General features: G+C 62.6%; 13 protein-coding genes and 1 tRNA gene. 7 read left to right on the top strand and 7 right to left on the bottom strand.

Annotated features, from left to right (window positions below; genetic code table 11):
* Positions 1–19 precede the first annotated feature (19 nt).
* Genes ABWK72_RS12415 through ABWK72_RS12425 form a run of 3 tightly spaced genes read right to left on the bottom strand, consistent with a single transcriptional unit; the run spans position 20 to position 3,295 of the window.
* Positions 20–610 carry a hypothetical protein gene (locus ABWK72_RS12415; RefSeq protein WP_367875113.1) on the bottom strand — a complete coding sequence of 197 codons (591 nt, stop codon included), beginning with the start codon at positions 608–610 and terminating at the stop codon, positions 20–22.
* A complete protein-coding gene (locus tag ABWK72_RS12420) occupies positions 594–1,940 on the bottom strand; it encodes an AAA family ATPase (RefSeq protein ID WP_367875114.1) in 1,347 nt (448 codons plus the stop codon). The genes ABWK72_RS12415 and ABWK72_RS12420 overlap by 17 nt, the downstream gene beginning before the upstream one ends.
* A 41-nt stretch (positions 1,941–1,981) precedes the next feature.
* Positions 1,982–3,295, bottom strand: coding sequence for a homoserine dehydrogenase (locus ABWK72_RS12425; protein WP_367875116.1), 1,314 nt, complete (start codon positions 3,293–3,295; stop codon positions 1,982–1,984).
* Positions 3,296–3,876: 581 nt separating this feature from the next.
* Here ABWK72_RS12425 and ABWK72_RS12430 point away from each other — a divergent pair.
* Both ABWK72_RS12430 and ABWK72_RS12435 read left to right on the top strand, forming a co-directional pair.
* Entirely contained in the window at positions 3,877–5,136 is a 1,260-nt protein-coding gene (locus tag ABWK72_RS12430; RefSeq protein ID WP_367875117.1) for an OmpA family protein, read from the top strand.
* Between the two features lie 84 nt (positions 5,137–5,220).
* On the top strand, positions 5,221–6,024 hold the full coding sequence (locus ABWK72_RS12435) for an HAD family hydrolase (protein ID WP_367875118.1): 804 nt from the start codon (positions 5,221–5,223) through the stop codon (positions 6,022–6,024).
* Between the two features lie 20 nt (positions 6,025–6,044).
* Here ABWK72_RS12435 and ABWK72_RS12440 read toward each other — a convergent pair whose 3' ends face one another.
* From ABWK72_RS12440 to glpK, 3 genes are read right to left on the bottom strand one after another with little or no spacing between them, the layout of a single operon-like run.
* Positions 6,045–6,638, bottom strand: coding sequence for a trimeric intracellular cation channel family protein (locus ABWK72_RS12440; protein ID WP_367875119.1), 594 nt, complete (start codon positions 6,636–6,638; stop codon positions 6,045–6,047).
* A gap of 32 nt (positions 6,639–6,670) precedes the next feature.
* Positions 6,671–8,227, bottom strand: coding sequence for a glycerol-3-phosphate dehydrogenase/oxidase (locus ABWK72_RS12445; protein ID WP_367875120.1), 1,557 nt, complete (start codon positions 8,225–8,227; stop codon positions 6,671–6,673).
* Positions 8,214–9,701, bottom strand: coding sequence for a glycerol kinase GlpK (gene glpK, locus ABWK72_RS12450; RefSeq protein ID WP_367875121.1), 1,488 nt, complete (start codon positions 9,699–9,701; stop codon positions 8,214–8,216). The genes ABWK72_RS12445 and glpK overlap by 14 nt, the downstream gene beginning before the upstream one ends.
* A 92-nt stretch (positions 9,702–9,793) precedes the next feature.
* Here glpK and ABWK72_RS12455 point away from each other — a divergent pair, with 92 nt between their 5' ends.
* The 4 genes from ABWK72_RS12455 (at position 9,794) to ABWK72_RS12470 (ending at position 13,442) form a co-directional block, all read left to right on the top strand.
* Positions 9,794–11,512, top strand: coding sequence for an ABC transporter ATP-binding protein (locus tag ABWK72_RS12455; RefSeq protein WP_367875122.1), 1,719 nt, complete (start codon positions 9,794–9,796; stop codon positions 11,510–11,512).
* 26 nt (positions 11,513–11,538) lie between these two features.
* A complete protein-coding gene (locus ABWK72_RS12460) occupies positions 11,539–11,838 on the top strand; it encodes a hypothetical protein (RefSeq protein ID WP_367875123.1) in 300 nt (99 codons plus the stop codon).
* 350 nt (positions 11,839–12,188) lie between these two features.
* A tRNA-Gly gene (locus ABWK72_RS12465) sits at positions 12,189–12,263 on the top strand.
* A 111-nt stretch (positions 12,264–12,374) separates the two neighbouring features.
* The gene (locus tag ABWK72_RS12470; RefSeq protein WP_367875124.1) at positions 12,375–13,442 is read left to right on the top strand and encodes a fatty acid desaturase; all 1,068 of its coding nucleotides are present in this window, start codon (positions 12,375–12,377) and stop codon (positions 13,440–13,442) included.
* A gap of 363 nt (positions 13,443–13,805) precedes the next feature.
* Here ABWK72_RS12470 and ABWK72_RS12475 read toward each other — a convergent pair whose 3' ends face one another.
* Positions 13,806–14,414 (bottom strand): hypothetical protein, encoded by a 609-nt coding sequence (locus ABWK72_RS12475; RefSeq protein WP_367875125.1) that lies wholly within the window; start codon positions 14,412–14,414, stop codon positions 13,806–13,808.
* Positions 14,415–14,557: 143 nt separating this feature from the next.
* Here ABWK72_RS12475 and ABWK72_RS12480 point away from each other — a divergent pair, with 143 nt between their 5' ends.
* Positions 14,558–15,406, top strand: a complete 849-nt coding sequence (locus ABWK72_RS12480) for a 50S ribosomal protein L11 methyltransferase (protein ID WP_367875126.1) — start codon at positions 14,558–14,560, stop codon at positions 15,404–15,406.
* Positions 15,407–15,617 lie beyond the last annotated feature (211 nt).

Consider the following 15,617-nt stretch of genomic DNA (forward strand, 5'->3'; position numbering starts at 1 on the left):
TAACCTGACTGCACCGCATTCATGAAGCGGCATTGGCCTCAAGAATCCACTCAAATGCGGGTATTCCCAATTCCGCCTCAAGCGCCGTGGGAAACGAAAGGTCGTCGGGTGAGACATCAATTAGAAATGTCCGGAACTCCTCCTCCGTCTTGCACAACTCTCGCATTCGCCTAACCCGCTTCACATGCTTCGCCCGCTCTTCGAAAACCTCCGGACGGTTGACTCCCAAAAACTCCAGAAGGTTGATTGCCTCGATATCCCCTTCTGCGCAGATGAATTCTCCGCGTTCATAGGTGAAACGATCCACCTCAAGTTCGGCGAGTTCGGGCAGAGGTAGGAATGGCTCGATCTTCCTTGCCTTGTGAGCATTCATCCAGCGAAGGACGGCGTGCCAATTGGCAATACTGTCCCCGTCGCTGTTCTTTTTGCGCGGATCGAAGTGCTCGACTTCGACGCTATCCAAAGGTTTGAGGTAGCGCTCTGAGTAGGCGCAGAAACCGTACTGAAGATGCACGAGAAGCTCCCGAGCTTGATCTCGCTGAGAGCGGTTCTCGTAGGTCAGTTCGAGGTAGGCCTCGAGGTCCCCGGACCGCTTACGCAGGAACTTCATCAGGGGAGAAGTTGTAGGCTTTGCCGAGATCCATGTACTCCTTGAGTAGCACCCGGCGTGTGGCGGGATCGGTTTCTTCCTGGATCACGCGGTCGAGTTCGCGGAAGCGCTTCCACTTTTCTAGGCCCTTTGGCCCGTAGAGCGTGCGCACGGCGAAGTCTCGCATAAGCACGTCATTGGGATCGTCGCCCTCGGGTGTGACGCCGTTGCGCACCGTTACACCGCCGTTTTCGTCAAACTCCAGGATGAAGCGCTCCTCCGGTCGGAATTGTGCCGCAATTATCGGGCTGTGGGTAGCCATGAAGATCTGGGCTCCCGGCGCGGCACGCTCGTAGTGACCAACGAGATCGAAGAGGAAGTCGGGATAAAGACTGTTTTCAGGCTCATCAATCAAGAGGACGCCGCCATTCTCAGGCTTGCCGCGAAACATAGTGAAGATGTGGCCGAGCTTGAGGATGAAATTTCGGAGACCGGTGCTGAGATCGACATAAGGAATGCGCTCTTCAGATCGCTTCAGACGAATATAGGCCTTGAGATTGTCGGTGAGCTGAATCGGGACAGAGGCATTCTTATAATCGAACTCTAAGCCAGCTTTGCCCAAAATTACATCCCAGAAATCAGCGAGTTCCTTGAGGATATCTGGATTACCTTCAAGGAACTCCTCTTCAACTTCCCGAATCGTCCGCTCCCTGTTAGACTCAATTTTCTGATAGGCAATGAGTTTCGCCTCTCGATCCTTGATCGTCGCCATGAGTTCCAGCCAGAATAGGTAAACCGTGCCTTGGCCTACGACCCGGCGAACACCATGATCGGTATCCCATTTCAAAGCCGCATCCAAATTAGTGCTCGGAACATCCCTAAGCTGTTCAGGGAAGAATCCCTGTTCGCTATCGGCCGGACAATATAAACATCTAGTTCTCGCAATGTCGCCCGTGACTGGACGGCCACTGCGCTCACCTCGCGGGAGACTCCGAAGTCCTATCAGCTCATTTGATGCCTTGAGGCTCAAGGCTAGCGCCCATAAATCCTCAGCGGCCTCGTCTCCCGACTGACTAAAGGTTTGATCAGAAAAGAAAGCCTCCGACCAAAGAAGAGCCTCTTCTTTCAAAAACGACAGAATAAGGCCTCTTTGAGGAGACTTCGGCAATTCGGCTCCCGGTTCAAAAATCCTCCAAAGTAATTTTAACAAGGTAGACTTCCCCGTCCCGTTTCCGCCGATGAAGCAGATCTTCCGCAGCGGCTTTCCCGTTTTGGGATCCGTGAAATCGAAGAAGGTTTCTTGGAATTGCCGGTACCCGGCGATGCCCAGCTTTTGAATTTCGACCGCCATGCGCTGCCCTTCCCTTTGCAGTTCCTGCGCCCTATTGCCAGTCAAAGCTTCTCGATCCGGAACACCACCGGAGCGCTGTTGATGCAATCGAGAGCTTCCACCTTCTTCAGCGTGTCTTGCAGGAGGCCGAAGTTGCAGGTGTGGAGGATGAAGACCATGTCGAGGAAGGCGGCGTCGGGTTGGTCGGGCTTGACCGGGGAGTGGGTGCCGGAAATGCCGATCCCGGCATCGGCAAGGGCGCGGGCGACCTCGGCGATGACGCCGGGGCGGTCGGTGACGTCGAAGCGGACGTAGTAGGCGGTTTCCGTGTCCTCGACGGGCAGGAGCACGCCGGTCTCGCGATAGGGCAGGAAGCCGCGGTGGCCGGTGGGCTGGCGGAGCGAGCGGGCGGCCTCGACGAGGTCGGCGACGACGGAGGAGGCGGTGGGATCCTGACCGGCACCGCGGCCGTAGAAGAGCGATTCGCCGGCGGCATCACCATGGACGGCGACGGCATTGAAGACTCCGTGGACGCTGGCGAGGATGTGGGTCTTGGCGATGAAGGAGGGCTGGACGCGCAATTCGACGGAGCCATCCGGGTGCTCGCGGACCACGGCCAGCAGCTTCACGACGTAGCCGAGGCGGGTCGCGAATTCGATATCGATGGGGCGGACCTGCTCGATGCCGGCGACGTGGACCTTCGCGGGGTCGATCGGGAAGCCGTAGGCGAGGGTGGCGAGGAGGATCGCCTTGTGGGCGGCGTCCCAACCATTCACGTCGAGCGCGGGGTCGGCCTCGGCGTAACCCAGCGCCTGGGCCTCGGCAAGGGCGGCGGTGAATTCCAAGCCGGCCGTCGTCATCCGCTCGAGGATGTAATTCGAGGTGCCGTTGATGATGCCCGTGATCGAGTGGATGCGATTGCCGATGAAGGACTCCTGGACCGTCTTGATGATCGGGATGCCGCCGGCGACCGCGGCCTCGAAGTGGATCGGGGCGTCGTGCTGCTTGGAGAGGGCGAAAAGTTCGACGCCGCGCTCGGCGAGCAGGGCCTTGTTGCCGGTGACGACGGGTTTCCCGGCCTTCAGGGCGGCGGAGACGATTTCGAAGGCATCGCTGGTGCCGCCGATCAACTCGACGACGATGTCCACGGCGGGATCTTCCACGAGGTCCTTCCAGGAGGTGGTGAGCTTCTCCTCCGGAACGCTGACGGGCCGGACCTTGGCGAGGTCGCGGACGAGGACTTTCGCCACCTCCAAGCTCACGAGGCCGCCGGTGCGGTCGCAGATCAGCTTCGAATTGCGTTCAAGGGCGAGGACAACGCCGGAGCCGACGGTGCCGAGTCCGGCCAGGCCGATGCCAAGGGAGGAACAGTTCACGCGGCGAGCTTCGGCGCGATGACCGGCGCGGGGAAGCCCAAAGCGGGTCAGGGTGGGCGGGAGGCCGATGACGAATGCAGAATTTTCGAATGTCGAATGAAGTGTGGGCTTGAGAGAAGGTGGATATCCGGGCGTCAGCCGCTCTTCTTCTCCACAAGCCATTCGTCATTCGTCATTCGGAAATTCGGAATTCGTCATTCCGCCCCTTGCACAGACTGGAACCCTCAATCCGCTCCTTTTTCCGCGGCGAGCCAGTCGCCGAGCTGATCGCCGTGGAACCCTTGTTCCACGCGGCTCCTGTAGTTGAGGTAGGCGGCTTTGGCGACGTCCTTGTCCGTGTTCTTGGCAAGCTTGGCCGGTTTCGGGGGGCGGGAGTATCGGCAGCGGCGGCCTTCGGGGCCTTTTTCGCGGCTTTCTTCGCAGCCTTTTTGGCGGTTACTTCGGAAGCGGCTTTGGTGGCCACCTTCTTCGCAGCTTTCTTGGCAGGCATAGCACCCGATTCCAGCACGGGCGGTGCCAAGCCGCAAGACGGATCGCAAGCCGGTGATTGTCAGGGGCCATCCCGCGCGTATAGTCCGCCCGTGGAGAACAGCTACGGATGGCGCGCCGCGCGCGAACGTACCCCGCTGCGCCTGCCCGGCCCGGACAACATGGGCTGGTGGGTGGCGGTGGCGTTTTTCATTGCCGTGCTGCTGCACGTAGCGGCGTTTTTCGCACTGGGCCACATCAAGATCTCCCGCGGGGTGCTGCCGTCTGAAGAAATCGTCACCGCCCCGGTGAGCGAGGAACCGGTGGAAGTGCTGCCTCCGGAGCAAGATCTCATCGTGCCGGAAGAAGTGGTCGTCCCGCCGCCTTCCACGGCCAAGCTGCTGGATGAGCTGGATGTGATCGCGAAGCTGCCGCAGGACACGGAAATGGAGCTGAAGCCCGATGTGGCCGAGCCGGAATTCGCCGTGCGCCTGGAGAATCCGGCGATGGCGGGCGATACCAACGGCGTGGTGGTCGATCCGGCCGCAGGGATCGATCTGGCGACGACGATGCCGGAACTGGGCCGGACGGACAACACGCTGCCGCTGGCGGCGGATTCCCAGATCGTCGTGGATCCGGGCGCGAGCGTGGTGGATGACTCGAATCTGAACCGCTTCGCCGAGGACCTTCTCAAGAAGGGCGCGGGCGGGAAGGTCGAATCCGGGACCTTGGACGGGGTAGTGACCCTGCAGGAGATGGCCGGACTTTCGCAAGACGTGCTGGTCGGCAAGAAGACGATGCTGCCGAGCGACCTGCTTTTCGAATACAACAGCGCCGAGTTGCGGCAGGGCGCAAAGGTGGGGCTGATGAAGCTGGCACTGATCATCGACCGGAATCCGAACCTGTATTGCTGGATCGAGGGCTATTCCGACCTCTACGGCGGGGAGGCTTACAATGTGAGCCTGTCCCACCGCCGGGCCGAGGCGGTGCGCGAGTATCTGGTCAATTCACTGCGGATGAGCGGTGAGCGGATCATGCCGCGCGGCTACGGGATGGCCCGGCCGCTGGTGGCTTCCGGGACGGTGGACGAGCAGGCGCCGAACCGCCGGGTGGAGATCCGGATGCGCCGCAATCCGCCGCCGGCCCAGGCTTCCGCGAGGCCGGATACGCCGCCTGCACCCAAACCCGAGCCGGAGAGCAAGCCGGTGCTGGTGAAACCGATGCGGGCGCTGCCCGTGGAAGAAGAAACTCCGCCGCCGGCCCGGCCGGTGATGCCGAATCCGCCGAAGGCGGAACCAGTGGAGGAAGAGGTGCTGAAGGCGCAGCCGGTGGAGGAAGAGCCGCCTCGCGCGGAGGAGATTCAGGAGGAGTGAGCTACTTCAATCGATGGCGGGCGGCGGCGGAAACGTCGGGGGCTTGCCCTTGACCAGGGCGCTCAGGTGGCTATGCCCGGGGGGGTGAAGCCGCTTGATCCGCCTGCCCTGCCCGGAGCCATCCTGTCCTTCGATTTCGATGGCACGCTGCACCACCCGGCCGACGATCCACCGGTGAGCCTGCGGCTGTTCCGGACCTTGGAGCGGCTGCGCCGCGAGAAGGGCGCGCTATGGGGCATCAATACCGGGCGCTCGATCGCGCACGTGGTGGAGGGCCTGGTGGAGAGCCGTTTTCCCTTCACACCGGATTGGGTGGTGGCGCGGGAGCGGGAGATCTGGCTGCCGCACCCCTCCGGGCGGTGGACTCCTCTCGATCCGTGGAATACGGAGTGCGCGCTGGAGCTGCACCGCTTCTTGAAGCAGGTCGGCGGGACCCTCGATGCGATCCGCCGCGAGGTGGAGGAGCACACCGGTGCGACCTGGATCGAGCAGCCGGGCGATCCGGCCGGGCTGATCTCACGGACCGAGGAAGAAATGGCATGGATCATGGAACGGGTGGTGGCCTTGGCCGCCGGCGATCCGGATCTGGGCTGGCAGCGGAATTCGATCTGGCTGCGCTTCGGGCACAAGAAGTACCAGAAGGGTAGTAGCTTGGCGGAAGTGGCACGGCATTTCGGGCTGGGGGCGGCGCAAACCTTCGCGATCGGGGACAGCCACAATGATTTCGAGATGCTGAGCCCGGGGGTGGCAGCGATGTTCGCCTGTCCGGGGAATGCGGTGGCGGATATCCGCGCCCACGTGGTTTCGGGAGGAGGGTATCCGTGCCGGGCGACGCACAGCGAGGGCTGCGTGGAAGCGCTGGAGCATTACTTCGGGACGGAGCAATAAGGAGCAGGCGGACCTCTTCCTCACCCCGACTGGTGGATCGCATAGCGGATCGCCAGCAAGCGGATGGTCACGATGATCAAGGTGGTCACGCCGAGGACCACACCCTCGTGCCAGCCTAACAGATCCATACCCAGTAGCGCGAGGCCGCCGATGATGCAGGCGGTCGCGTAGATTTCCTTTCGGAGGACGAGCGGGATCTCGTTCCGCAAGACGTCGCGCAAGAGGCCGCCGAAGGTCGCGCTGATCACGCCGAGCGCGAGGCAGGACCACCACGGCAGGCCGTGCGCTTGTGCGATCCGCATCCCCGTGACCGTGAACAACCCGAGCCCGAAGGCATCCAGCACCGACACCGCGCGGCGCATCCTTTGCCAATGTTCCGCACCGGCCAAGGCGACCAATGTCCCGGCAGCCGCGACCCCGAAGAACAGGGGATTCGTGAGAATCAGAGGCGGGATATCACCGATCAGCACGCTGCGCAGCAAGCCGCCGCCCGTCCCGGTGAGCAAGGCCAGGACAAACATCCCGAACCAATCCATCTCCTTCTCACGCGCGGCGAGCGCGCCGGAGACGCAGAACACGAAGGTCCCGAGGATTTCCCAAACCTGGAGCAGCACGGCCGGATCCTAACAAGCACTCCGCCGCCAAATCAACCCGTGCTCGCGGGATCCCCGAAAACGTAGCCGCGGGCCAGCGCGGTGAAATCGCTGCTTTGCGCCCATTCCCAAACGTTGCCCTTGCCCAGCTCCGCAGCGAGGATGCGCGCGACGGCTGGCCCCGCGGCGATGGCGGCACGGGCATCGAGGAGGAGGCAGCGGCTGCGGCGCGCGAGCACGTCTTCCACGCTGCGCGCCATTTCCATGCGGGCGTGCCAGCGCACCTCCGCCACGGTGAGATCGAGACCGGGATGGACGCGCTCCGTTTCACCCATGGCGCGGATGGCGGCAGCATCGCTGCCGTAGGGTTTCAAATTGTTTTCCGCGATGGGCTCGGAGGTCGCGCCGTGGATCGGCAGGTCCTCGGTGCGGCAAGGTCGCTTCTCCAAGTCAGCCACTTCCTCCGCCCGCCCGACGACATCCTCCGCCATCTTGCGGTAGGTGGTCCACTTGCCGCCGGTGATGGTGATCAAGCCGCTGTCACCGATCAGGATGGTGTGATCGCGCGAAAGGCTGGCGGTCTTGGTCCCCTCCCCCGACTTCACCAGCGGCCGCAGCCCGGCAAAGACGCTGAGCACGTCATCCGGCCCTGGATCGCGGGTGAGATACTGCGCGGCGTGGATCATGATGAAGGCGATTTCTTCCGGCAGGGCTCGCGGTTCGAGAAGCTTGTCGCGCAAGGGCGTATCGGTGGTGCCGACGACGACGCGGTCATGCCATGGCACGGCGAAGAGCACGCGACCATCGGCGGTGCGCGGGATCATGATCGCGGTCTCGCCCGGGAGGAAATGCTTGGGCAGGACAAGGTGCACGCCTTGGCTGACCGCGACGATGCTCGCGGCATCGGGATCGTCGTGCTTGCGGAGTTCATCGACGAAGATGCCGGTGGCATTGATCACGCAGCGCGCGCGGATGGTGAAGCGGCGGCCGGTCTCGCTGTCCTTGGCTTCGATGCCACGGAGGCGGCCGTCTTCCTTGAGGAGCCCGATGCACTTCACCCGGTTCGCCAGCTTCGCGCCTTGCTCCACGGCGGTCATGGCGAGGTGGATGGCGAGGCGCGCGTCGTCGAACTGGCCATCGTGATAGATCACGCCGCCGGTCAGGCCTTCGGGCTCGATGGTCGGGATGCGCTCGAGGGTTTCCTCTTTCGAAAGGATATGGCTGGGGCCGAAGCCGAGCTTCCCGGCGAGGCCATCATAGACCTTCATGCCAATGCCGTAGAAAGGACCTTCCCACCAATGATAGGTGGGGATCACGAAGGCGAGGTCGTGGACCAGATGGGGAGCATTCCGCGCCAACCGGCCGCGCTCGCGCAGGGCGTCCATCACCAGCGGGATATTGCCCTGCTTGAGATAACGCACACCGCCGTGGACCAGCTTGGTCGAGCGCGAGGAGGTGCCCTTGGCGAAGTCATCCTGCTCGACGAGGGCAACGCGGTGGCCGCGCGAGGCGGCATCGACGGCTGCGCCAAGACCGGTCGCCCCGCCGCCCACAATGCAGATGTCGAAGTCCTCCGACTCCAGCGCGGCGAGATGGTCAGAGCGCGTCATCAGCCCAGTGTTTCGAACGTTCGACGGCGCGACGCCAGCCGACCATCAGGAGATCCGTCTCGGACTTCGGGCGCGATGGCGAGAACTCCCGGCCCATCTCACGGCGGGAGACCAGCTCCTCGCGGCTCTTCCAAAAGCCAACGCCGAGGCCCGCCAGCCAAGCGGCACCGGTGGCGGTGCTTTCGACATACTTGGGGCGTCGTACTTCCACGCTGAGGATGTCGGATTGGAATTGAAGGAGCAGGTCGCTATTGGCCGCGCCGCCATCGACCAAAAGGCCCTTGAGCGGGATCCCGCTGTCCGCGGCCATGCACTCGGCGAGCTCCGCACTCTGGTAGGCGATCGACTCGATCGCGGCGCGGCAGAAGGTCTCGCGGCCCGAGGCCCGGTTCATGCCGATGATGGCACCGCGGGCATGCGGATCCCAATGCGGCGCGCCGAGGCCGGTGAAGGCCGGCACGATGTACATGCCCGCGCTGTCACGGTGGACGGCGGCCAGCTCATTGCACTCCTCCACCGAACGGACGAGCTTCAGGTCATCGCGCAGCCACTTGATCACCGCGCCGCCCATGAAGACCGAGCCCTCCAGCGCATACTGGATCTTTCCCCCGAGCCGCCAAGCGACGGTGGTAAGGAGGTTGTTCCGTGAGGTGACCGCTTCATCGCCGGTATTCATCAGCATGAAGCAGCCGGTGCCGTAGGTATTTTTCGCCATGCCCGGCGAGAAGCAGCCTTGGCCGAAGAGGGCGGCCTGCTGGTCACCGGCGATGCCCGCGATCGGGATTCCCTCCTGCGATTCGCCGAAGATCCCGCTGCTGTCCTTCACCTCCGGCAGCATCGAACGCGGGATGGTGAGGATCTCCAGGAGTTCGTCGTCCCATACCCCGCGATGGATATTAAAGAGGAGAGTGCGCGAAGCATTGCTGGCATCCGTGGCATGCACGGTCCGGCCGGTGAGCCGCCACAGCAACCAGGTATCGACCGTGCCGAACATCAGCTTGCCCGCGTCCGCCTTCGACCGCGCGCCTTCCACATTGTCGAGGATCCAACGGATCTTGAGGCCCGAGAAGTAGGGATCGAGCCGCAGGCCGGTGCGCTCGGCGAAGAGCGGCTCCAAACCCTCGGCCCTGAGCCGCATACACTCGCTAGCGGTCCGCCGGTCCTGCCAGACGATCGCGGGATAGACCGGCTTCCCGCTCTCCCGGTCCCAGACCAGCGTGGTCTCGCGCTGGTTGGCGATGCCGATGGCGGCGATATCCTGCGCCGAGAGGTCGGCCTTGCCCATCGCATCGACGGCCGTGGACCACTGGCTCGCCCAGATCGCCAGGGGATCATGCTCCACGTGACCCGGCTTGGGGTAGTGCTGCGGGTACTCCTTCTGGCTCATCGCCACCTGCCGGCCTTCGTGGTCGAAGATAATGGCACGCGAAGAGGTAGTCCCCTGATCGAGCGCGAGGATGTGGGTCCGGGGCATTTTTGGGTTTCCCTGTCTTCCTAACACGGGAATGGCGGGAAGCGAAGCATCTTCCTTGCATCGCCCGCATTCCGGGGCTTTTTGGTGACAGCATGGCCGTTCTCAAGCGCGTCTTCCAACTCGTCCTGCATTACCCCGGGCGGGCCGCCACCTCGCTGACGATGGCCGTCCTCTGCACCGTGCTGGTGCTGGTGCTGCCGACCGTGACGGAGGTGCTGGTCACCGAGGTCATGAAAAAGGGCCGCTCCGAACTGCTCTTCAAAACGGCGGCATTCGGCGTCGGCGCGATCTTCCTGCGCCAGGTTCTCTTCACCCTGCGCACCTATGGCAACAACGCCTTGGAGCAACGGCTGATCCACGACCTGCGGAAAAAACTCTACGACAAGTTGCAGCGGCTGCCGATCAAGTGGTTCGACACGAATTCCTCCGGGGAGATCATGTCGCGTGTCGCCAGCGACGTGCCCTCCACCGACCGGGTGATCGTTGAAACCATCGATCAGACGATTCCCGCCATCCTCCAGTTCTTCATCATGGCAGGCTGGATGTTCTACAAGAGCTGGGAACTCGCCCTGGTGACACTGGCTCCCCTGCCGATCATCGGCCTGATCACCACCCTCTATTCGAGGCGCGCCGAGCCGCGCTGGCGGGAATCCTCGGAAGCCTCCGCCGCGCTCAATGCCCTGCTCCACGACAACCTGGCCGGCATCCGCCAAATCAAGGCTTACACCGTGGAGCCCGAAGCGCTCGACCGCTTCGATGCCGCCAGCCGCCATGTCGGGGAGAAGCACATGCGGGTGATGAAAGGCCAGGCGCTGGTCTGGCCAGGCGTCTCGCTGCTCGCGGAATCCGGTATCATCCTGATGCTGGCCTTCGGTGCTTGGTCGGTCATCAATGGCAAGATGGACGTAGGAGTCCCGATGGCCTTCCTGGTGGCGTGGGGCTTTCTTTTCGATCCGATCTCCCGGATCAACGCCCTCACCCAAATCTATGTGGGCGGCAAGGTCGCGGCGAAGCGCGTCTTCGACATCCTCGACCTACCCGACGAGGTGAACATCACCGACGGCGAGCGGCCGGCGGAGTTCAAAGGGCGCGTGGAATTCCAGGATGCCGGCTTCTCCTACGATCCCGATTCACCGGCGGTGCAGGGCATCACGCTGATTGCGGAGCCGGGCATGACCGTCGCACTCGTCGGGCCGACGGGAGCCGGAAAATCCACCGTGCTGAACCTGCTCACGCGCTTCTACGAGACGGATCGGGGCCGCATCCTCCTCGATGGCCATCCCATCGAATCGCTGTCGAAGGAATGGCTGCGCGACCACACCGGCTACGTCACGCAGGAGAGCTTCCTCTTCAATACCACGCTGCGCGACAACCTGCGCCTCGCCAAGCCGGACGCGACCGACGACGAGATCTGGTCCGCGCTCGACAATGCGAATGCAGCCTCCTTCGTCAGGGAATTGCCCGAGAAGCTCGATACCTTCGCGGGCGAGCGCGGCGTGAGATTTTCCGGCGGTGAGAAGCAGCGGCTGTCGATCGCACGCGCTCTGCTGAAGAACCCTCCGCTCCTTCTGTTAGACGAAGCGACCTCCGCGCTCGACAATGAAACCGAGCGTCTGGTGCAACAAGCGCTGGAGAATCTGCGCGCGGATCGCACCTCGTTCGTCATCGCCCACCGTCTTTCCACTGTCCGCAAGGCCGACCTGATCTGCGTATTGCAAGACGGAAAACTGGTGGAGTGGGGAAAACACGAAGAATTACAATCAAGAGGCGGCTTGTATTCGCGGCTATGCGAAGCTTCCATTCGCGAATAGTTCCCTGCAAGCTTGCTACCCGCCACATGGAAACCGTCCTGCAACTGCCCGAGTCCGAAGATCCCTGCACCGTCAAGGAGGTCGTCGAGGCCCTCCGTAAAGAGAAACTCTTCCCGCGCCACGAGTCAAAGAACTGGGGCGACTGGATCCACATTGAAGGCTATCGCACCGTCATCAGCATCGAATCCATGCGCGGCCTCACCAGCTCCGCGACGATCGAGCATGCGGAAGACGATGGCGACGAACTGACCCCTGCCATCTTCCGCGCCTTCGGTCGCTTGAAGTGGGTAGGCATTGGTGAGGATGGAGAGTTTCAGCTGGATTGATCTGCCGGATCGAAAAGCAGTCCGCACACGACGTGTGCGGATGAGGCAGCACCTGCGCGCCATGCCTCAAGTGTTTGAGACCGCCGCAGCGGTTCCGAAGTAGCGCGGCTCTCCAGAGCCGCGAATGCTGGCGGGTAGAACACGAAGCCCGTGATTCTCCGAGAAGAGGTGGAGAGAATGGATGGTTCCCGCTATCCGTGGACGCGAATGTCCGCGGCTCTGGAGAGCCGCCCTACTTCTCGTCGCCGCGGCTTGCCGCAGCACTCCCAGGCCGCATCCAAACTTTGATGCAAATTTTCGCTTGCCCGCCGTCTCCCCCCGTGTAGAAACCCGCCCACGCGTTTAGCGACGCGGGCGTAGCTCAGTGGTAGAGCGCCACCTTGCCAAGGTGGATGTCGTGAGTTCGAATCTCATCGCCCGCTCCAATTTTCTTATTGGATTGGCCCGCCCCGGCGGGCTTTTTCTTTTCTCTCGCCCGGCGGCCCGCAAGTGCCTTTGAGCACCCGGTTTCCATTCTTCCCCACGCCCGAGCAAGATTGAACGCCAGCCCAGCCCAGCCCCGCCAGGAGAAGACCAAGGACACTGCCGTCCCTGATCCGCCGGTAGGCTGGAAGGAAGTGGTCCGCAGGTACCAGCGTCCCTCGCGGCACCGCGCCATCCGGCAGATCGCGAACACGCTGATCCCCTACGCTCTGCTGTGGGTGCTGATGTATTTCAGCCTGAGCATTTCCTACTGGCTGGTGGTCCCGCAGGCTCTGCTGGCCGGTGCCTTCCTGATCCGCACTTTCGTGATCTTCCACGACTGCACCCACGGCTCCTTTTTCAAGTCCAAGCGCGCCAACGAGTTGCTCGGCTTCGTCACCGGCTTGCTGGTCTTCACCCCCTTTCACCAGTGGCGCTGGGAACACGCGCTGCATCATTCCAGCGCGGGCGACCTCGATCGCCGCGGCATGGGCGATGTGTGGACGTTGACCGTGGACGAATACCTCGCCTCCTCCCGCTGGCGGCGCTTCTGCTACCGCCTGACCCGGAACCCGCTGGTGCTTTTCACCGTGGCTCCCCTGTTCCACTTCCTGGTGATCCACCGCATCCCCTCGAAGGACGCGGACCGGCGGACGAAGCGCATGGTCCATGCCACCACCTTGGGAGTCCTGCTTCTGGCGGTGGCCCTCTCTTCCGTTTTCGGGCTCAAGGCTTACCTGGTGATCCAGCTGACGGCGATCGCGGTGGCGAGCATCGCCGGCGTATGGCTCTTCTACGTCCAGCATCAGTATGAAGACGTTTACTGGGAGCGGCGGCCCGATTGGGACTTCGCCAAGGCCGCGCTCGAAGGCAGCTCCTTCTACAAGCTGCCCAAAATCCTGCAGTGGTTTTCCGGGAACATCGGCTTCCACCACATCCACCACCTCAGCCCGCGGATCCCGAATTACGAGCTGGAGCGTGCCCACGAATCCGAAGCGATGTTCCGGGAAATCGAACCGCTAACGATGCGGAAGAGCCTCAAATCCCTGCGGTTCCGGCTCTGGGATGAGGATCAGCGGAAGCTGACCGGATATGAAGTGCTGAAGGAAGCGCGACGGGCGAAGGCGGCTGAATCGCCCTGATGAAGGCAGGGACCTTTTTCCGAAAGGTCCGGCTGGGGACGGCCTGAAGTCTTGCAACGACTCCGGTGCACTTTCAGTCGCCGCCATCCGCCGGACTGTGATCCCTGCCGTTTCCAAGACCGCACCTAAGTAGATTCCCCCGTCCTGCCCGATTTGCGCACGCGGGAAACTTGCGCGATGATCGGATCAAATGCGGAAACGCATGGTGCCTGCAGTTTGGGAGGGCTGCAGGCACCGACTTTTTTCCGGCTGTTCGTGAAGTCTCACGGAATGGTTTGTGCACCCGGACCCGCGGTCAGCGATGACCGCGGGTTCATTGTTTGAATTTGGCGCGGTCTTCCGGCATTAGCGCTTCCTTCTCCCTCACTTCACCGGCGTCTTCCGAAGCTCACGCCGCTTCTCCAACTCCGACACTGGAACCTTCGCGAAAGGCGGATTGGAGTAGATGTCGTCCCGCTCGCGCTCCGCGGGATCTCTTCCAAAAACCATTTTGTAGTACCGGACCTCCTCCGGTTTGCCGTAGTCCAGATCCCTCATCTCCTGATAAACCAGCTTCCGGTCGATCAGCCGATAGCGGAACAAGGTGGAGCCGCCCTTGCCAACCCACACCCCCAGCACGCCGCCGGTCGGATTGAATTTCGGAAACTTTCCCGCCCGCTGAAAATCCCAGCGGAAGGTCACGTCGCCTCCCCGGTCATACCCTTTGGCACCGTCGCGCGGGATATAAGCCGTCCAATGATTGCCACTCCTGTCGCCGAAGCCGCTGTAGGTGAGGAAGACGGACTTCTTCCCCGAGCCCTCCAGGTCGAGTTCCAGCCGCCATAGCGTATCGCTCCGCTTGCCACCTTGTTCTTGGAGAGGACGCTCGCTGTAGGCGAGGTAGTCCACCTCAGGGTCCATCACCGGTGGTGCGGATACGGCTCTTCCGGAGAGGCTGGCGCAGAGCAGGAAGATCGCGAGGAAGCGGATCATAGGTAGATATCCCGAAAGCCGGGACCCGCCTGACATCCATACCAATCCGCTCCGCTTATCAAGACCGGTCGTAAAGAATCCCCATGCGATCTCTCCACAAATGAATCTTGGAGTTTTCAGTCCGGATTCTTTAAACCCGGCGCATGTTCGTCTGGTCCAAGCTCTCCGCTTCCAAATGGCTCGATGCCTGGGAGGACCGTTTCCACGGGAATCCCAACTTCGTCCTCCACGTCCTGAAGGGCGGGAAATCCGTCCGCGTGGAGGTCTTCTGCGCCACCAAGACCGACGCCGAAGCCATCGCCAAGCAATTCGGCGGCTCCGTCCGCAAGCTCTCCACCGATTGGAAAAAGGCCGTGCCGGTGATCCCCGCGCCCCTCAAGGTCCGCACTTCCCTGCTCGTCACCCAGGCCGCCTCCGCCAAGGACCTCAAGCAACTCGCCAAGGACCACCCCGGCCGCGATATCATCAGCATCCCGCCGGAAATGGCCTTCGGTACCGGCGACCACGCCACCACCTCGACCTGTCTGCGCCTCCTCGTGGATATCGGGAAAGCCCGCGGGGAGAACTGGAGCTGCGCCGATCTCGGCACCGGCTCCGGCCTGCTCGCCATCGCCGCCAAGAAGCTCGGCGCGGGAGACGTCTTTGCCTGCGACTATGATCCCTTCGCGGTCAAGGTGGCGGAGCGCAATTTCGAGCGCAACGGCACCCCGGGCGTCGAGACCAAGGAACTCGACATCCTCAAGTGGAAGCCGCGGAAGAAGTATGACGTGGTCCTCGCCAACATCTTCTCCACCGTCCTCATCCAAGCCTTCCCCATCATCATCAAGACCCTCAAGCCCGGCGGCGATATCATCCTCTCCGGAATCCTCGCCAGCCAGGCTTGGGACGTCTTCACCGCCGCCGCCTCCCACGGTCTCGGTTTCCCGGAAGTCGTGAAAAAAGGCAAATGGGTCACCGCCCGCGGAGGCTGGATGAACGATTTGACCGCCTGAGGCAGTTTTCATAGGCCAGAAACCCGAGTCCGGACAAGCGATTGCAAGTCGCAAGGCCTAAGCCTCTTCCATCTGGAATCTGGCCTCTCGCTTCTCGAATCTTGCCACCATTTCACTTGCGCCGGACGGCCCCTCCGGTCAGAAAAGCCCCCCGCTCCACCGGGGGCCGCGCGACATCACCGTTGCTCTGCCCGTGAGGGAGAGGACGTGA

Origin of the sequence: Luteolibacter sp. Populi, assembly GCF_040801775.1 — a bacterium.
In the GTDB taxonomy this organism is placed as follows: domain Bacteria; phylum Verrucomicrobiota; class Verrucomicrobiia; order Verrucomicrobiales; family Akkermansiaceae; genus Haloferula.